This window comes from Pseudomonas sp. (assembly GCF_040514055.1).
Lineage (GTDB): Bacteria > Pseudomonadota > Gammaproteobacteria > Pseudomonadales > Pseudomonadaceae > Aquipseudomonas.
This window is the reverse complement of the sequence record NZ_JBEVDL010000016.1, coordinates 18,397-35,987: the sequence shown is the minus strand read 5'-3', so window position 1 is coordinate 35,987 and position 17,591 is coordinate 18,397. Positions and strand designations below refer to the sequence as shown.

Annotated in this window: 13 protein-coding genes; 9 read left to right on the top strand and 4 right to left on the bottom strand. The window is 64.4% G+C overall.

Annotation, left to right across the window (positions count from 1 at the left end; translation table 11 throughout):
* Positions 1-195: 195 nt before the first annotated feature.
* The gene (locus tag ABWY06_RS04450; protein ID WP_353924363.1) at positions 196-486 is read left to right on the top strand and encodes a hypothetical protein; all 291 of its coding nucleotides are present in this window, start codon (positions 196-198) and stop codon (positions 484-486) included.
* Positions 487-653: 167 nt separating this feature from the next.
* Here the strand turns inward: ABWY06_RS04450 and ABWY06_RS04445 are convergent, their stop codons facing one another.
* Positions 654-1,496, bottom strand: a complete 843-nt coding sequence (locus ABWY06_RS04445; protein WP_353924362.1) for a hypothetical protein — start codon at positions 1,494-1,496, stop codon at positions 654-656.
* 219 nt (positions 1,497-1,715) lie between these two features.
* Here ABWY06_RS04445 and ABWY06_RS04440 point away from each other — a divergent pair, with 219 nt between their 5' ends.
* Positions 1,716-3,263, top strand: coding sequence for a sensor domain-containing diguanylate cyclase (locus tag ABWY06_RS04440; protein WP_353924361.1), 1,548 nt, complete (start codon positions 1,716-1,718; stop codon positions 3,261-3,263).
* A 10-nt stretch (positions 3,264-3,273) separates the two neighbouring features.
* Here ABWY06_RS04440 and ABWY06_RS04435 read toward each other — a convergent pair whose 3' ends face one another.
* The gene (locus tag ABWY06_RS04435; RefSeq protein WP_353924360.1) at positions 3,274-4,194 is read right to left on the bottom strand and encodes a LysR family transcriptional regulator; all 921 of its coding nucleotides are present in this window, start codon (positions 4,192-4,194) and stop codon (positions 3,274-3,276) included.
* Between the two features lie 155 nt (positions 4,195-4,349).
* On the opposite strand from ABWY06_RS04435, the gene ABWY06_RS04430 reads away from it, so the two are divergent.
* The 6 genes from ABWY06_RS04430 to ABWY06_RS04405 all read left to right on the top strand — a co-directional run bounded on the left by ABWY06_RS04430 (position 4,350) and on the right by ABWY06_RS04405 (position 14,202).
* The gene (locus tag ABWY06_RS04430) at positions 4,350-7,676 is read left to right on the top strand and encodes a carboxyl transferase domain-containing protein (protein ID WP_353924359.1); all 3,327 of its coding nucleotides are present in this window, start codon (positions 4,350-4,352) and stop codon (positions 7,674-7,676) included.
* A 427-nt stretch (positions 7,677-8,103) separates the two neighbouring features.
* Positions 8,104-9,726: a methyl-accepting chemotaxis protein gene (locus ABWY06_RS04425; protein WP_353924358.1), complete on the top strand. Its 1,623-nt coding sequence runs from the start codon at positions 8,104-8,106 to the stop codon at positions 9,724-9,726.
* 23 nt (positions 9,727-9,749) lie between these two features.
* Entirely contained in the window at positions 9,750-10,907 is a 1,158-nt protein-coding gene (locus ABWY06_RS04420) for a hypothetical protein (RefSeq protein ID WP_353924357.1), read from the top strand.
* Positions 10,908-10,918: 11 nt separating this feature from the next.
* Positions 10,919-11,323: a type 2 periplasmic-binding domain-containing protein gene (locus ABWY06_RS04415; protein WP_353924356.1), complete on the top strand. Its 405-nt coding sequence runs from the start codon at positions 10,919-10,921 to the stop codon at positions 11,321-11,323.
* A 393-nt stretch (positions 11,324-11,716) separates the two neighbouring features.
* The gene (chrA, locus tag ABWY06_RS04410) at positions 11,717-13,078 is read left to right on the top strand and encodes a chromate efflux transporter (RefSeq protein ID WP_353924355.1); all 1,362 of its coding nucleotides are present in this window, start codon (positions 11,717-11,719) and stop codon (positions 13,076-13,078) included.
* 128 nt (positions 13,079-13,206) lie between these two features.
* The gene (locus tag ABWY06_RS04405; RefSeq protein WP_353924354.1) at positions 13,207-14,202 is read left to right on the top strand and encodes a CE1 family esterase; all 996 of its coding nucleotides are present in this window, start codon (positions 13,207-13,209) and stop codon (positions 14,200-14,202) included.
* Positions 14,203-14,356: 154 nt separating this feature from the next.
* Here ABWY06_RS04405 and ABWY06_RS04400 read toward each other — a convergent pair whose 3' ends face one another.
* Together ABWY06_RS04400 and ABWY06_RS04395 are read right to left on the bottom strand one after the other, a co-directional pair.
* Positions 14,357-15,460 carry a DUF2855 family protein gene (locus tag ABWY06_RS04400; protein WP_353924353.1) on the bottom strand — a complete coding sequence of 368 codons (1,104 nt, stop codon included), beginning with the start codon at positions 15,458-15,460 and terminating at the stop codon, positions 14,357-14,359.
* 76 nt (positions 15,461-15,536) lie between these two features.
* Positions 15,537-15,965, bottom strand: coding sequence for a nuclear transport factor 2 family protein (locus ABWY06_RS04395; protein WP_353924352.1), 429 nt, complete (start codon positions 15,963-15,965; stop codon positions 15,537-15,539).
* A gap of 190 nt (positions 15,966-16,155) precedes the next feature.
* On the opposite strand from ABWY06_RS04395, the gene ABWY06_RS04390 reads away from it, so the two are divergent.
* On the top strand, positions 16,156-16,782 hold the full coding sequence (locus ABWY06_RS04390) for a TetR/AcrR family transcriptional regulator (RefSeq protein ID WP_353924351.1): 627 nt from the start codon (positions 16,156-16,158) through the stop codon (positions 16,780-16,782).
* Positions 16,783-17,591 lie beyond the last annotated feature (809 nt).

The window sequence follows — 17,591 nt, the reverse complement described above, 5'->3', positions numbered from 1 at the left end:
AGCCCTTGGCCCCCTTCTTCATCACGCTCAAGGCCCGGGAATCCAACCGCCGTTAGCCAGCCTCGGCAGATCCTGGGTAGGCTGGCGGATGCGGTTGGATGCGAATCGACGCCAGGTGGCGAACATCAGCTACGCCCGCCAGCTGCTGGGTGGTGTGCTGCTGATGGCCTTTAACACCCGCCCCGCACGATCTGGGTGGGTATCGTCCTATTCGGCGCGGGTATTGGTAACGCCTCCTCCCTGCCGCCGCTGATGGTCCGGGTCAAGTTTCCTCAACAACAGCGCCAGCGCGTGGATGCCCTGATCGTGGCTCTTGCCCAAGGCTGCTACGCCTTCGCCCCGGGAGCGTTCGGCCTGCTCAGCTCATCAAGCCTTGGCCTCTACTCGGCAACGCGGCTGTTTGGCCTGGTGGCCGAGCTTCAGGCTGCGATCGGACTGTTGCTACTGAGCAGTCGAGGCTTACGGCACGGCTTGAGCGGGACTTGACGTACCTAAGGCAGGGTGGACCACGCGGACCGCGCTTGCCGGTGCTTGACCCGGAGTTCGCGGGCGTCGCCCGCCCCACCACAGCGCATTCGCGTGGAGTTCCAGACAGTGCGAGGCAGCCACTAGTGATTCAGTCGGACGCAGGGACTTGCGGTTCCGCGTCCCATCTACCACTCACGCCACTCATCCACTGAGTCCATCAGCTCGGGGTAACGCACCACCGAGACCACCAGGTCCAGCGCCTCGTCGATATCCTCGCGATGGGTGGTTTGAATAAAGGCCTTGGCCGCCTCCAGTGTATTAAACGCTTCCACACAGTGCCGCAGCTCGCGGCGCACCACCACCTTGGACAGTTTTGGCAGGGCCCGCAGCGTCTGGACAAAAGCCAGGATCAGGCCCTCGGCCTGCTGGCGGAAGGGCGCCTCCCAGGCGTCGTCCCAGTGTTCGAACCAAGGGCGCGTGGCCAGGCTGTCCAGCGTCAGGGTCCGGAGGATTTCCGCTTGTCGCTCGCTATGGAGGCGCGCACTTTCTTCGATCCGCAGTTCCTCCTCATTTTCCTCGCGCAGCAGGTTGTCGCGATCGTGCTCCCAGCGCCATTGCAGCAGCGGCTGCAGGCACAGGCTGGCCCAGTCACCGTAATCCTCACCCTCGATCAGTGCGTCCTGTTCGGTGATGTCGAGCCGTCCGGCAGCGATAAAATCGCCGGGGGGCGGTTCGGCTATCCAGGTGGCTTGCGGCTCCTCGCACCAGCTGTGATGAGTCAGCACCAGTTGCCGAAGAATGTCCTCGTCGGCGGGCCGCTGCGCCTCGACACCCACCCATGAAGAGGGCACCACCAACACCCGGGACGTCCAGACCGGCCGCGTCAAGGTCGACAGCACGGGGTCGACGGCGGTAATGCGGCTGACCACCCGGGCAATGCCAACGCGGCCATCGTCCAGTGGCAGAAAATACAGGCTGCCGGGTGTGGGAAGGTCTTCCTCGCTGTAGCGAGGACGCTTGACTGCCATGTTGTATTCACCCGCCCTAAATTGACTGAAACCGGAAAAAGCTTGCGCCGCTGGGACGCGGCAGGGTAACGCGCAGCGGAGGCTGCTGGCCACGGCAAGCACCTGTCCTTTCCCTGCCCGTTGCATGACCTGACGCTGCGCCGCCCCGCGTCGCCCCCGCCAAGCCCTGGGCAAATAGGTCTACACTGACCCGGCTAGCCGGAGAAACAGGGTGCTCCAATGCCGATGATGTTTATGGACCCAGCGACCCGCACGTTCAGAAACACCCCACTCAAAGTCCAACATATCATCCTGTTTATCGTCGCTGTCTGCCTCTCGCTGGCCTTGGTCACCGCCAGCGGCGCCTGGAACGCCAGAACCGCCCAACTCAACGACACGCAAAAGGCGATGGCCAACCTCGCGCAGACGCTGGCGTCCCAGGTCGAGGCCAGTATATTTCAGGCCGACATCTTGCTGTTCGGGCTGGTCAACCAGATTGAAGCGGATGGTTTAAGTCCCAAGCAGGTGGAAAAACTGGAACACAGTTTGAGACTTCAACGCAGTGAAATGCCGCAGTTGCACGGGGTGTTCGTGTATGACCGGGATGGCAACTGGATCATCAACTCCAACGGCACTACCCCCGCCAACGCCAATAACGCCGATCGCGAATACTTCATTTACCACAAGACCCATACCGACCGTGGTGTTCACCTGGGGAAGTCGATACGCAGCAAATCCACCGGCGAATGGATTCTGACGGTCACCCGCCGCCTTGACAATCCGGATGGCAGTTTCGCCGGCGTGGCGCTGGCCACCATTTACCTCAATCATTTTCTTAAGCTGTACAACAGTATCGACGTGGGCAAGAACGGCGTTATCAGCCTTATGTCGATGGACGCCAAGATCATCGTGCGCCGCCCGTTTAAAGAGGAAGACATCGGCACCGACCTCTCGAAAGGCCCGCTCTTCTCCCAGTTGCTGCCCAATGCACCGTCCGGGACGGCGATCAGCGTGTCGTCGGTCGATCAGGTGGAGCGGATCGTCGGCTTTCGTGTCATCGATCCGCTACCGCTGATCATCTTTATCGCCGTCGACAAGCATGAAAGCCTGGCGCAATGGCGAGAGGAAACCTGGCGCAGCCTGGTGATAACCTTGCTGCTGCTGAGTCTGTTGGGTGTGTTTGGCTACCGCATCATTCGCTTGATGGCCCAGCAAACCCGGGTCCAGGAGGCGTTGGAGCGTGCGCAGAATGAACTGCTGGTGGCGAATAAATCCCTTGAATTGCTGGCGTTGGAGGATGCCCTGACCGGGCTCGCCAATCGCCGCCAGTTCGATATCTTCATTGAAAACGAAACCAATCGGGCCCGGCGAAACCTTAGCGCGTTGTCCTTGCTGATGATCGATGTCGATCACTTCAAATCCTATAACGACAGCTACGGCCACCTGATGGGCGACAGTTGCCTGCGCACCGTCAGCCTGACCGTGCAAGGCATCATCAAGCGCCCTGCCGATCTGGCCGCACGTTATGGCGGCGAAGAGTTCGCGGTCGTTCTGCCGAACACCGATTCCACTGGCGCGTTTATCGTGGCGGAAAATATTCGCAGGGCGGTAGTGGCGGCGCAGATCCCCCACAGCGAGAACCCCGACCATATCGTCACCATCAGCATTGGCGTCAGCCAACTGACCGCCACCCAGGACGCCACGGCCCAGGACCTGATAAAAGCCGCCGACAAGGCCCTGTACATCGCCAAGACCTGCGGCAGGAACATGAGCGTCATCGTCACCTGATCGGCGCCCGCTACAGGCCGTCGGACAGCGCCATCAATTCACCGCGCAGCCACTGGCTGCCGGCCTCGCTATCGGTCTGGCGCGACCAGTAGAGGTTGAGCGTCACCGGCGGCAGCTCCAGCGGCATCGGCAACAGCCGGTTGCCCAGCCCCTGGTTGATCAATGCGGCGTACCCCCGGGGCAAGGTCAGCAACAGCTCGCTTTGCGCCACCCACAGCGCAGCTGACAGGTAGTGCTGGCAGCGCTGGCGAACCTGCCGCACCAAACCCAGATGACCCAGGGCCAGGTCCTCCACGCATATACCCCGTTGCCGCGACGTGACGGCCACATGCTCGGCCGCCAGGTACTGCTCCAGGGTCAGCTCGCCGGCCCAGCCAGGCCCCGCCATCACGCACAGGGGGTCGGCCATCCAACGCCGTTGGTGCAACTCGGCATCACTGGGCCGGGCGATCTCGATCGCCAGGTCGATCCGCCCCGCCAGCAGTTCGCGCTTCAGGTGTGCCCAATGCAGGCTGCTGCTACGGATCTCCACCTGGGGTGCGCGACGTTGCAGCTGCGCCAGCAGCCTGGGCAAGACCGCCGGTTCCATCTGTTCCGGCATATTGACCGTGAACCGCCGCCGATCAACCCGGGGGTCGAAGCCGCGCCCGAGGTCGACGCTGCGGCGCAGGCCGCTCAGCGCGTCCTGGATACCCGGCGCCAGCATCTGCGCCACCTGGGTCGGCGCCACGCCACGCCCTGCGCGAACGAACAGCGGATCGCCGAGTTGCTCACGCAACCGACCCAGGGCATGGCTGACCGCCGACTGGCTGAGGTGCAGGGTCACGGCCGCGCGGGTGAGATTGCGCTCCAGGTAGATCACCTCGAACACCCGAAACAGGTTCAGGTCGAGCCGGCCCATCAGGGCCGTGCGCTCATGCTGGGGTTTCATGAAAGGGTCCGCGCGAGTCCAGGAGTGCGACCCTAACACGCCCCATCCCGGGCGCTCACCATGCATACGCTGCATGGATAGCCATGAATAAGCATCAGTTCTTGCCAGGGCCGCCCTTCCCTATGATCAGGGCCACACAGACAGGGGAGATGGCCATGAATAAGCGGCGGCAAGGTGACGAACAGATCACGGGAGTGTCCGGGCGCCTGCCCTTTAGCGCCCTGCTGATTGCCAACCGCGGCGAGATCGCCATCCGCATCGCCCGTGCCTGCGCCGATCTGGACATCCGTTCGGTGGCCGTGTTCGCCGAGGACGATGGCGCCAGCCTGCACACCCGCCAGGCCGACCAGGCCGTGCCGCTCAAGGGCCGCGGAGTGCCGGCCTACCTGGACATGGACCAGCTGATCGGCCTGGCCCTGGCCCACGGCTGCGACGCCCTGCACCCGGGCTACGGTTTTCTCGCCGAGAACGCCGAGTTCGCCCGCCGCTGTGCGACGGCCGGGGTGCGCTTTATCGGCCCGGCCCCGGAGGTGCTGGACGTGTTCGGCGACAAGGCCGCCGCCCGCCTGTTGGCCGAACGCTGCCAGGTGCCGCTGGTCGCCGGCGTGAACCAGGCCGTCAGCCTGGAGCAGGCCCAGGCGTTCTGCGCCGAGCACGGCGCCGTGATGCTTAAGGCGCTCGCCGGGGGCGGCGGGCGTGGCATGCGCGCGGTGCGGCAGGTCGATGCCCTGGCCGAGGCCTATGCCCGCTGCCAGGCGGAAGCCGAGGCCGCCTTTGGCAATGGCGCCCTGTATATCGAACAGCTGGTCGGCACTGCCCGGCATATCGAGGTGCAGGTACTGGGCGACGGCACGGGCGCCGTCAGCCACCTGTGGGAACGCGACTGCAGCCTGCAGCGGCGCCACCAAAAGCTGCTGGAAATCGCCCCCAGTCCCGGCCTGGATCCCGGCACCCGCGAGGCGATGATCGCCGCGGCCTTGCGCCTGGCCCGCGAGGTTCGCTACCAGGGCATCGGTACCGTCGAGTTCCTGCTGGATGAGCAACGCCCGGGCCAGTTCTACTTTATGGAAGTCAACCCGCGGGTGCAGGTCGAGCACACCGTGACCGAGCAGGTGACCGGGGTCGACCTGCTGCACACGCAACTGCGCCTGCACGCCGGCCATTCGCTGGCCGAGCTCGGGCTGCTGCAGGCCCCTGCCCCGCGCGGGTTCGCCGTGCAGGCGCGGATCAACCTGGAGACCCCGCAGGCGGACGGCAGCAGCCGCCCGGCGATCGGCACGCTGAGCGCCTATGAGCCCCCCAGCGGCCCGGGCTTGCGCGTGGACGGCTACGGCTATGCCGGCTACCCGGTCAGCCCCTGCTACGACTCGCTGCTGGCCAAGGTGGTGGCCCATGCCGACAGCTACTCGGACGCCTTGCGCCGCGCCTATCGCGCGCTCTGCGAGTTTCGCCTCGAAGGCGTGGCGAGTAACCTGCTGCTGCTGCAGAACCTGCTGCGTCATCCGATGGTGCAGGCCCATCAGGTCGACACCGGCTTCGTCGAGCGCCAGCTCAGCGTGCTGCTCGCCGTGCAGCCGCAGCCTCCTGCGCCGCGTTACTTCAGCGAGACGCCGGTGGCAAGCTCGACCCAGGACAGTCCGACCGAGGCCCCACCCGGCACTGCACCGTTGCACGCCCCGGGCACCGGGGTCCTGGTGTGCCTGGAGGTGGCGGAAGGTGACGAGGTCGTCAGCGGCCAGACGGTGGCGATCCTGGAAGCCATGAAAATGCAATTCGAGGTCAAAGCCGGCCTGAGCGGTGTCGTGCGGCGCATCGCCGTCCAGCCTGGCGACGCCCTCGGCGAAGGCCAGGTGCTGTTGTTTCTCGAACCGGGCGAGGTGGCGCGCGGCCGGGTCCAGACCGAAGCGCAGCTGGACCTCGACCATCTGCGCGCCGACCTGGCCGCGGTCCTGGAACGCCATGCCCGCCTGACGGATGAGCACCGCCCCGCCGCCGTCGCCAAGCGGCGCAAGAGCGGTCAACGCACGGTGCGCGAGAATCTTGCTGACTTGCTGGATGAGGGCAGCTTTATCGAATATGGCGCCTTGGCCCTGGCGGCCCAGCGCCAGCGCCATACGGTCGAGGCCCTGCAGGAGCTGAGCCCGGCCGACGGCCTGGTGACCGGCATCGGCACGGTCGGCGCCAGCCAGTTCGGCAGCGAAGCCGCTCGCTGCATCGCCGTGGCCTACGACTACACGGTGTTCGCCGGCACCCAGGGGGTCATCAACCACAAGAAGACCGACCGGATGTTGGGCCTGGCCGAGCAATGGCGGCTGCCCCTGGTGCTGTTCGCCGAAGGTGGCGGTGGCCGGCCGGGCGACAGCGATTTTGTCGGCGTGGCCGGCCTGGACTGTCACACCTTCGTCGCCATGGCCAAGCTGTCCGGCCTGGTCCCCTTGGTGGGCGTGGTGTCGGGGCGTTGTTTCGCCGGCAACGCCGCCCTGCTCGGCTGCTGCGACGTGATCATCGCCGCCCGGGACACCAGCCTCGGCATGGCGGGTCCGGCCATGATCGAGGGTGGCGGTCTGGGCCGTTTTGCCCCCGAAGAAGTCGGTCCGGTCAGCGTGCAGGGCCCCAACGGCGTGATCGACGTCATAGTCGAAGACGAAGCCGAGGCGGTGCAGGTGGCGCGTCGGTACCTGGGCTACTTCCAGGGCCCGCTGAGCGACTGGCAGTGCGCCGACCAGCGCCTGCTGCGCCAGGTGATTCCGGAGAACCGCTTGCGGGTCTACGACATCCGCACGCTGATCGCCACCCTGGCCGATACCGGCAGCGTGCTGGAGCTGCGTCGGACCTTCGCCCCGGGACTGGTCACGGCCCTGGTGCGCATCGAGGGCAAGCCCTTCGGCCTGATCGCCAATAACCCGGCCCACCTCGGCGGTGCTATCGAAGCCGCCTCGGGCGACAAGGCCGCGCGCTTTATGCAGCTGTGCGACGCTTTCGACCTGCCACTGGTGTCACTCTGCGACACCCCAGGTTTTATGGTCGGACCGGAGGCGGAGAAACACGGCACCGTGCGTCACGTCTCGCGCCTGTTCGTCACCGCGGCGAGCCTGTCGGTGCCCTTCTTCACCGTGGTGCTGCGCAAGGGTTATGGCTTGGGTGCGCAAGCCATGGCCGCCGGCAGCTTCCATTCGCCGTTGTTCACCATCGCCTGGCCCAGCGCCGAATTCGGCCCCATGGGCTGGGAAGGTGCAGTGCGCCTCGGATTCGCCAAGGAACTGGCGGCCCAGCCCACCGCCGAGGCGCAAAAAGCCCTGTTCGACCTGCTGGTCAGCAAGGCCTATGCGCAAGGACAGGGCATGAACATGGCCAGCTACCTGGAGATCGATGCGGTAATCGATCCTCAGGAAACCCGCGGCTGGTTGCTGCGCGGCCTGAACGCCGCACCGCGGCCGGCCCGGCGCGAGGGCAAGAAACGCCCGTTCGTGGACACCTGGTAGGTCCTGCCCGCGCCGCGCCCAGCCCTCCGCTGGCTGGACGGCGGCGACCTTTTCAAGGGAACTGGCCAGCCCATGGCGGCTGACGCCAGCCGTTGGGCGACCGCGCACAGCGTGCCGGGGGGCATCCGATGCGCCACCCGCCTGGCCCGTAACCCGCGCACCTGAGGCACCTCCTCGCTGTCCCCTCAGCGCATCCTCGCGCCGCCAAGGCCGGAATTCCCAGGCTTTACTTCAGGGCACTCGTCGCATCGCGAGGGGATGCAGGCGCCCTTTTCGGGCGCTCGTGGGTATTTCAGGCTATAGCAAAGGGGGTGTGCGCCGATAAGAACAATAACGAGGGGTTGTAAGGGTCAGGGAGTGACCAAAATTATGGCTATATGCCATCACTTCTTTTCTGTACTCTACGCGCCCCACATTGGAGCACCCCATGCTCAAGAACCTCTCGCTGACGCTGAAATTGTCGCTACTGCCCGCCGTCGCCTTGCTGGGCCTGCTGGCCTATGTGGGCTATAACGCCCTGCAGCTGTCGCACAACGACAAGCGCCTGCTGGTGCTGGAAACCCGCAGTTATCCGAGTCTGGAAAAGGCCGACGCGGTGATCTTCCAGTTCTCGCGGATTCCCGGACTGCTCAACAGCGCCGTGGCCGCGGGTGAGGAAACCACCCTGGAAGAGGCTCGCGGCGTGCTGCGGGAGATCGGCACGCGCCAGCAGGAGCTGCAGCGGCTGACCCAGGGACAAGCACAACGCAACGAGGAACTGGAGCAATGGCGTCGGTCGATCCAGGCCTATGCCGACAACGCGTTGAGCGCCTCCTCGCAGCTGGTCAAGGGCAGCGCGTCCTTTGAGGACCTGCGGCCGAGCCTGGACCGCATGGCACTGGACCTGGCCGAGGCGCAAAAGAGCGGCGCGGCCTTCCGTGCCCATGCCTATGAAGACTTCCAGCAAACCCTGATGCAGACCCGCACCGACAATGCCACCACCACGCGCCTGGGCATTGGGTTCAGCCTGCTGCTGGTGCTGCTGGTCAGCATCGCGTCCTGGCTGGTCATCCGCGGCATCATGCGCAACGTCAATGGCGTGATCCACTCGCTGCGGGGCATCGCCCGGGGCGACGGCGACCTGACCCAGCGGGTGACGGTGGAAGCCAATGACGAAATTGGCGCCATGATCGGCCTGTTCAACGGCCTTCTGGACAAGCTGCAAGGGACCTTGCGTCAGATCATCGACGCCGCCAGTCCCCTGGGGCAGATGTCCACCGAGCTGTACCGCCTGACCCAAGGCGCCGAAGAGAACGCCAAGTCGCAGCAAGGCCGCACCGACTCGATCGGGCGCGATATCCAGACCATGACCAGCAGTATCCAGGAAGTGGCGCACCGCTCGCAGCAGGCTGCCCACGAGGCGGGCGCGGCGGCGCAGCAGGCCGATACCGCCCGGCAGAACATCGGCAACCTGTCATCCAGCATCAGCGACCTGGGCAGCAGCGTGATGGGCGCGGTCCAGGCCATGCAACAGTTGGAGGAAGAAACCCAGCAAGTCGGTTCGGTGCTGACGGTGATCCGCAGCATTGCCGAACAGACCAACCTGCTCGCCCTCAACGCGGCCATCGAAGCCGCTCGCGCCGGCGAACAGGGCCGTGGCTTCGCCGTGGTGGCCGACGAGGTGCGCAACCTGGCGCAAAAAACCGCGGCCTCGACCGCGGAAATCCAGCAAATCATCCAGCGCCTGCAAAGCAGTGCCAATGGCGTGCTCAATGTGATGACCAGCAATGGCGCCAAGGCCCAGGCCAGTATCGAACGTTCGGTCGAGGCGACCCAGGTGCTCGATGCCATCGCCCAGGCGGTTGGGCAGATCAACCAGCTGAACGCCGGTATCGCCCAATTCACCCAGGAACAGATCGGCCTGTCCCACTCCATCCAACAGGATACCCAGGTCCTGCAGCAGGACACCCAGCGCACCGCCCAGGGCGCCGACGCCACGGCCCGCCTGGGCGAGCAGCTGGTCAGCACCGGTGATCACCTGCGCGCGGCCACCGCTCAATTTCGCGTTTAACGCAGTCCACAGGAGTCCCCCCGATGACGACCCTCCGTTTACTCACGCTGGCCATGACCCTGGCCTCCGCCCCGGCGCTGGCGCTGGAGCCCGGCGAATACCGCTTCAATGGCTTTGGCAGCCTCGGCGCCACCTACCTGGGAGGCGAGGACGATGGACGCAGTTACGGCGTCAACGGCCAGACCACCGACGCCTGGCGCGGCGATCAGCTGTCCAAACTCGGCGGCCAGCTGCAGTACGGCCTGACCGAGCGCCTGGGCCTGACCGCACAAGTGACCGCCAAGGCCGCTCAGGACACCTGGCAAGGCAATCTCGAGTGGCTTTACCTGTCGTTTCAGGCCAACGATGAATTGATGCTGCGGATGGGCCGTCTGCGCACGCCGGTCTACATGTATTCGGAAACCATCGATGTCGGCTTTACCTACCCCTGGCTGCGCCTGCCGGACGAGGTCTACAGCCAGGTCCAGCTCTCGAACTACGAAGGCTTCGACGGCGTCTACAGCCTACCGCTGTCCTTCGGCTCGCTGACCCTGCAAGTGGCCGGTGGCCAGGCCGAGAACCGCGACTATTTCGCCCTCGATGACATGCACGACATCGATTACAAAAAGATATTCGCCAGCAACCTGAGCCTTTCCACCAACGATTTCGGCACCTTCCGCCTGGGGTATGTGGAAGCCGATATCACCACCGATATCGAAGCCACCGTCCTCACCCCGTTCGGCACCTCGTTGCGCCAATCCTTCAACAAGCTCGACGACAACAAGGGCAAGTTCACTTCCCTGGGTCATCAGTTCGACGACGGAACCTGGCTCACCAGCAGCGAATGGACCAGCCGCGTCATCGAGCAAGACGCCTCCGGCAGTGTCGATGCGTTTTACATGATGGGCGGTCGGCGCTTCGGTGATTTCCTCGCCCACGTCACCTACGCCCAACTGGACGACGATGACGGACGGCAGAACTCCTGGACCTATGGCCTGAACTACAACGTGCTGCCCACCGTAATCGTCAAAGGTGAATACAAACGCGTGGACACTTCAGGCGGCTACGACGGCGTGTTCGTTCGCGGCGCCCAGGAAGCCTTCGACAATGCCATTCATGCCGCTTTCAACGGGGCAGCGGGCACTCCAGCACGTAACTACGATGGCGATATCGTCAGCGTCGGCGTCGATTTCGTATTTTGAGGAGTACCCCGATGAACCTTTTTATCCGTGCTCTGGGCGCCGGAGCCTTGCTGGCGAGCTGCAGCCTGACACAGGCCGAGGTGGCGGTGATCGTCAACCCCACGGCCAGCGCCGCGCCCACCCAGGCCGACGTGGCGAATATCTTTCTGGGTAAGAACAAGTCGTTCAAGGGCGTCGACCAAAAGGACTGGAATGCCACCAAGGAGAAGTTCTACGGCAGTGTCGCCAATAAAAACGAGTCCCAGCTCAAGTCCTACTGGTCCGGCCTGGTGTTCACCGGCAAAGGCCAGCCGCTGGCCAGCGTCGCGGACGATGCCGCCGTCATCGCCCACGTCGCGGGCCAAGCCGACGCCATTGGCTACGTCGATGCCGCCGCGGTGACCGATCAGGTCAAGGTGCTGTTCAAGCTGCCCTGAACGACAGTCTCCACCCCCACGAGCCAGTGCGGTGCCACTGGCTTGCTTTTGCAAGCCGCCGTCTGGACGCTCTGGCCCGATCCAGGTGCCCTCGCCGACGCCGCAACGCACCCGGTCCCCGGCCTGCAGGCATTCGGCATGGGCCCAGCTCGCCACTCGCGCCCCGCGCGTGGGTGAGCACCGATACCTGTTTGCTCGGAACCGCCAAGACGATATGGTAGAAAAACCTCCTTGCCTGGCTGGACCCGATGAGTTGTTGGCACCTTCTGATCCTCACCCTGGCGCCCTGCAATGCCCGCGCACCCATGCTTGGCCGCTGTGAACAAACCACGTCGCCGCCGCGGGCGCCTGGCCTGACCTGGCCTACGCGGCCATGCCCAGGAACGGCGCACCATGAGTGATATCGCCCCGCAGGCCGTGCACGACAATCTCCCGCCGCCCGCCGCGGTCTCCCTGCTGGAGGCCTTCTGGTTCTGGTTGAAGCTGGGCTTTATCAGCTTCGGCGGCCCCGCCGGACAGATTTCCATCATGCACCAGGAGTTGGTCGAGCGCCGGCGCTGGATTTCCGAGCGGCGCTTTTTACACGCCTTGAACTACTGCATGCTGCTGCCGGGTCCGGAAGCCCAGCAACTGGCCACCTATATCGGCTGGCTGATGCACCGGACCTGGGGTGGCGTGATCGCCGGGGTACTGTTTGTGCTGCCGTCACTGTTTATCCTGATTGGACTGTCCTGGCTCTATATCGCCTTCGGCGACGTGCCCCTGGTGGCCGGGCTGTTCTACGGCATCAAGCCCGCGGTCACCGCCATCGTGGTGCAGGCGGCTCAGCGCATCGGCTCGCGAGCCCTGCAAAACAACTGGCTGTGGGCTATCGCGGCGGCCTCCTTCGTGGCGATCTTCGCGTTCAACCTGCCCTTTCCGCTGATCGTCCTGGCGGCCGCGCTGATCGGTTTCCTCGGCGGACACCTCGCCCCCGAACACTTCGCCGTTGGCGGGCACGGCGTGGCGAACCACAGCTATGGTGCGGCGCTGATCGATGACGATACGCCCACACCCGAGCATGCACGCTTTCGCGGCTCGCGCCTGGCGCTGTTGCTGGGGGTCGGCGCGCTCCTCTGGCTGCTGCCGATGGGCATCCTGCTCGGTACCTTTGGCTGGCAAGGCACCCTGACCCAGATGGCCTGGTTTTTCACCAAGGCGGCGCTGCTGACCTTTGGCGGCGCGTATGCCGTCCTGCCCTATGTCTATCAAGGCGCCGTCGAGCAGCATGGCTGGTTGACGCCAACCCAGATGATCGACGGGCTGGCGCTGGGGGAAACCACCCCGGGGCCGCTGATCATGGTGGTGGCGTTCGTGGCCTTCACCGGCGCCTACCTGCAGCCGGTGCTGGGCCCCAACCAGGCGTTGCTGAGCGGTGCGCTGGCGGCGGCGCTGGTCACCTGGTTCACCTTCCTGCCGTCATTTCTGTTGATCCTGGCCGGCGGCCCGCTGGTGGAATCGACCCACAACGAACTGAAATTCACCGCACCGCTGACCGCGATCACCGCCGCGGTGGTGGGCGTGATCCTTAACCTGGCGCTGTTCTTCGCTTATCACGTGCTCTGGCCCGCCGGCTTCGCCGGCCGCTTCGACTGGGCCTCGGCCCTGATCGCCCTGGCCGCCGCGGTCGCGCTGCTGTATTTCAAGCGCGGGGTGATTCAGGTGTTGGCCCTCTCGGCGCTGGCGGGGTTGGCGGTGTACCTGCTACGCGTCTGAACAGTGCCGCCCTCTGGCGCCCACCCTGCACGCTAGGGCTGATGGGGCGGCACTTTTGCCGCAATGGACCACTGCTGCCTAACATGACGCCAAGGGATGACGAACCCCTGCTGCCCTTGTGAGCTCCGATGAATACAATAAGAACACTGAAAAAAGTGCTGATCGTTCTGCTACCGATCGCCGCCCTGCTGGCCGGCCTGTACGGTTATTTCCTCCATGCGCCCGCCCCGCAGCAACCGCAGTTAAGTGCCAGCCTGCAACACGCCAGCATTGAACTGGGCGGCCTGCGGCGCGAGTACGCGTTTTACCTGCCGGCGAAGCTGCCGCCCCATGCGCCGCTGGTCTTCGTTCTGCACGGCTCGCTGCAGACCATCGACGATGTCCGCACCTTCAGCGCCTATGCCTTCGAACGCCTGGCCGACACCCAGGGCTTTATCCTTATCTATCCCCAGGGTTACCAGAAAAACTGGAACGACTGCCGCCGCCTGGCGGACTACCCGGCGCGCGCGCAAAATATCGACGACAAGGGCTTGATCGCCGCCCTGATCCAGCGCTTCGCCGAGCAACAGGGTGCCGACCCACGCCGCGCCTTTCTCGCCGGCTATTCCAACGGTGGCCAGCTGGGTCTGCGCATCGCCCTGGAACAACCGACGCTGCTGGCGGGGATCGCTGCCGTGTCGGCCAACTTGCCCAGCGACGATAACCTGGCTTGCCACGTCGTCGGCCAGGCCGTGCCTGTGCTGTTTATGAATGGCACGCGCGACCCGATCAACCCCTACGGCGGCGGCGAAGTCACGCTGTTCGGCTTTGCCAACCGCGGCGCGGTACGCTCGGCCCAGGCGTCGGCAGAGTACTTCGCCACCCAGGCGGGTTATCCGAGGGATGCCGCGCACCGCAGCACGCCATGGACCGATCCCCTTGACCTCGGGAATTCCGTAAACCTCGCGCAATGGCACGCCACGGAGCGTGCCGAGGTGGCGCTGTTTACGGTGATCGGGGGCGGCCACCTGTTGCCCCAGGGCGGCTTTCGCGCCCCGCGCCTGCTGGGGCCCACCCTGGGATTCGATGGCCCCCAGGCCATCTGGGACTTCTTCGCCCGCCAGCGCTCCGCGCCGGCACCCTGATAGTCGGACCGTGCCATGCCGCATTTGCGGATCGAGCCCCCCACGCAGATCCTCGATGAATCTGGTGGCATCCGGCACCCGGAAGGTCCGCTAACGCGGCACCTGGGAAGGCTCAAACCAGGCTCGAGCAAGAACCTAAACAGCCAGGACAGGGCTACTCGGCAAACAGCGACAACACCAGCCCTTGCTTCGGCGAGGCCTGGCCCGCCAACACCTCCCGATACCCGTGCAGCAGCGCGTCAGGTCCCAGGCGCGTCTCCACCTCCAGCCAACCCGTCACAAAGACGAGAAAGGCGTGCCAGCTTTCAGCCAACCGCTGCTGGAATACGGCGCCGCCCCATTCAGCCAGGCGCTTTTCCGCTTGGGAAGGGGCAAAAAACGGGCTGGGTGTCGGTCCTGGCAAGGCTTTCGGTCGCCCGCCTCGCTGGGTCCAGTGGGAAGCGCCTACCCGGCAGCTGTAGCGCAGCTGCCCAAGGTGCGCATGTAAACGCTCCATCAGCTCGGCATTTCCGGAAAAATCGACGAGCACGCTGGCGCGGCCCGGCTCAAGTTCGCGCCACTGGTCGTAGCCCAGGACCTGGTCATAACAGCCGAGCCCTTGGGTAAAGGCCAGATTACCCGGTGAAGTGAGCCCGATGACGGTGCAGGATTGTCCAAGCTGGGCACGCTGGCGCTGCAACAGAAACGCCAAGCCGATCGCCGTTTTGCTGGAGGCGCTGGTCACCACCAGGCATTCGGCGCCAAAGTGCTGGTTGTCGCGAAGAAAGTCTTCCAGCAGGAAAGACGTCGTGAACAGCGGACGCAGCAGCATCTGCAAGGCCTCGGTCTCGCGGCGGTATAGCGCATCCGTGCTACAGCGCAGGTACTGGTTGTAAATGCTCGGCAGCAGCGCGCGGTGCGCGCAGCCATCGGTAAAGCCACCCGCCTTGACCTGTTTGGGCATTACCAGCAAATGGCTCGCCATCGGGTAGTAGCCATAGAAACGCTCGCCCGGCTCGATTCCGGCACAGTGCGAAGCGACCACCTCGGCAAAGCCCCATACGGGGATGATGCCCTGGCCGGCTGGGGCTGGGAAAAATTCCCAGTAGCGCAGCGCCTCGCCCAATACCGCGTAGGTGATGTTGTTGGCGGTGAAAGAAAAGCGCTGGACCTGGAGCAACACCTGCCCGTCCAGCTGCTTATCCGCCTCCATACGCCCGTGCTGCACGCCGCAGTCGTCCAATGCGGTGCGACTGACGACGAACTCCAATGTTTGCATGCCTCTCCCCTTGACGGCTAAACCGGTGGAACGGACGCCTCGGGCACTCGCGCGCCGAGGCGTCCCCCTGCGTGTGTCAGCCCTTGTTCGCCGCCAGGTAAGGCGCAAGCCGGCTGGCCATCTCCGCGCCCAAGGCCTGCAAACCACTCATGGGGCGGATCATCACCTCGAATTCGACGATCTTGCCGCTCTCGTCGAAGCGGATCATGTCGATGCCCTTGAGCTCCTTGTCGCCCACGCGCGCACTGAACTCCAGCACGACATTAAGTCCGTCGGCGCTCGCCAACTCGCGGTGATAGGTAAAGTCGGCGAAAACCTTGCTGACCGTGTTGAGGATCATCGATACCACCGGCGCCCCCGGATAGGGGGTGTGGGCCATGGGCGAGCGGAACAGCACATTCGGCGCCAGCAGGGCGGGCAATTGGCTCAGGTCGTTTGCGGCTAGCATGACGTGCCAGCGCTGCAGCGAGGCGGCAGCCGGGGCTTGAAGCTCTAAGGTGCTCATGGTGGTTACCTTTATGGGTAGGGAACAAAGGACCTGCACGCTCGACGAACCCTGGCCGCTGGCGCCGCGGCAGCGGTGCCTGGGATCTGGCAGAGGCGAACGCGACGAGACTACGAAGCAATCTTAGCGGTGTCAAGATTCTTTGCCGTGATAGGATTGCACCTTCCCAAACCGGCGCTCCAGCAGCTCGATGACCCGTACAACGATCACACCCTCCTCCGCCAAGCGCGACACCTACCATGTGGGCAACCTCGCGCCACAATTGCTGAGCGCCGCCCGGGAGATGCTCGAGGCAGTCGGCCCCGCCAAGTTGTCGCTGCGCGCCGTATCCGAGCGGGTAGGCGTCAGTTCCACCGCCGCCTATCACCACTTCGCCAATCGCTCCGTGCTGGTGGGGCATCTGGCCGCTCAGGGGTTTCGCGAGCTGACCGAAGCGCTTTCGCACGAGACCGCCCAGCCGGACAAGCTGCAACAGGCCAGCCTGGCGTACTTCCGTTTTGCCCGCGGCAACCCGGCGCTGTACCAGCTGATGTTTGGTGCGGAATGCCTGGACGCAGAAGCGCTACCGGCGCTGCTGGAGGCAAGAGCCGAGGCCTTTGGCCGCCTCGAGCAAACCCTCGCCGAGACGCTCGAACTGCCCCTGGACTCCAGCCAGGTCCGAGGCGCGGCGCTGGCCAGCTGGTCCTATATCCATGGCCTGGCCTCGCTACTGATCCACGGCGTGATGCAGGTGCCGGAGGGGGTGAGCGACGAGCGCCTGGTCGAAATGACCTTGCTCGGTTTCCTGAATATTTACCGGGCGCGCACGGGCGAGTGACGGCTCGATTGCAAAACACCGCCGGGCACGGGCAGCCGACGGCGTTAACGCCCCGCGGTGGCTCAAGGGCCGTTAAGCGGGGCACTCACGTACTACCTTTAGCCGGAGCCCATGTGTAGCTGCCGCGGCTGTGCCGACAGGTGCACTGGTTTGCTGGGCCGGGCCCTGTATCCCGATATCGCCTCCAGGCCAACCCCACTACACGACTGCATGACACCCTTGTTACCGCCCTGACCGTTATTGGTTGAATTATTATAGGCTCCGTCATTTGACATTCGCGCAGACTGGCTTATGTTGTAAGCCAATACCCGACACCACTTTAACTCGATAGCCCTGCACACAAGTATTGACCGTCGTCACAGCCCTCTTTATCGGACGTGATTATTGGTGTGCAGATTGGCCTGCAAGAATAAATCGCACTGACAAATAGAACTTGTAAGGTTTGTAAACGGAAGCAGGATAAGGGAATCTGTCCATGAGTCACTATAAGTCCACGGCGTTCTCACCCCTCGTACAATTGCCTCCTCCTTCGGCTGTCGTGTCTGTCGCGCGGCGGCTGATCAGCCCGCCCGCCTGCCTGCACTATCGACCCAGCCGAACCGGCTAAGCCTCCCCGAAAGTCCGAGTTTGAGCCCGCGACGCCGCTAGCCCGGTGGATACATGCAGCCCGTCGCTTTGCACAACCACTCGGCAAAAACCGGCATCCGCCTGCACGCGCCAACGCCGGAACAGCAATTATCAGAAAACTTTCACGGCCGCTGCCGCGGGGCATTTTTTTTATTTTATAAATATACGCTCAATTAAAACAG

Bases quoted from the DNA above. Each gene is read 5' to 3' on its own strand.
- ABWY06_RS04445 (WP_353924362.1), bottom strand. From the start codon at position 1,496: ATGGCAGTCAAGCGTCCTCGCTACAGCGAGGAAGACCTTCCCACACCC.
- ABWY06_RS04440 (WP_353924361.1), top strand. From the start codon at position 1,716: ATGCCGATGATGTTTATGGACCCAGCGACCCGCACGTTCAGAAACACC.
- ABWY06_RS04435 (WP_353924360.1), bottom strand. From the start codon at position 4,194: ATGAAACCCCAGCATGAGCGCACGGCCCTGATGGGCCGGCTCGACCTG.
- ABWY06_RS04430 (WP_353924359.1), top strand. From the start codon at position 4,350: ATGAATAAGCGGCGGCAAGGTGACGAACAGATCACGGGAGTGTCCGGG.
- ABWY06_RS04425 (WP_353924358.1), top strand. From the start codon at position 8,104: ATGCTCAAGAACCTCTCGCTGACGCTGAAATTGTCGCTACTGCCCGCC.
- ABWY06_RS04420 (WP_353924357.1), top strand. From the start codon at position 9,750: ATGACGACCCTCCGTTTACTCACGCTGGCCATGACCCTGGCCTCCGCC.
- ABWY06_RS04415 (WP_353924356.1), top strand. From the start codon at position 10,919: ATGAACCTTTTTATCCGTGCTCTGGGCGCCGGAGCCTTGCTGGCGAGC.
- chrA (WP_353924355.1), top strand. From the start codon at position 11,717: ATGAGTGATATCGCCCCGCAGGCCGTGCACGACAATCTCCCGCCGCCC.
- ABWY06_RS04405 (WP_353924354.1), top strand. From the start codon at position 13,207: ATGAATACAATAAGAACACTGAAAAAAGTGCTGATCGTTCTGCTACCG.
- ABWY06_RS04400 (WP_353924353.1), bottom strand. From the start codon at position 15,460: ATGCAAACATTGGAGTTCGTCGTCAGTCGCACCGCATTGGACGACTGC.
- ABWY06_RS04395 (WP_353924352.1), bottom strand. From the start codon at position 15,965: ATGAGCACCTTAGAGCTTCAAGCCCCGGCTGCCGCCTCGCTGCAGCGC.
- ABWY06_RS04390 (WP_353924351.1), top strand. From the start codon at position 16,156: ATGACCCGTACAACGATCACACCCTCCTCCGCCAAGCGCGACACCTAC.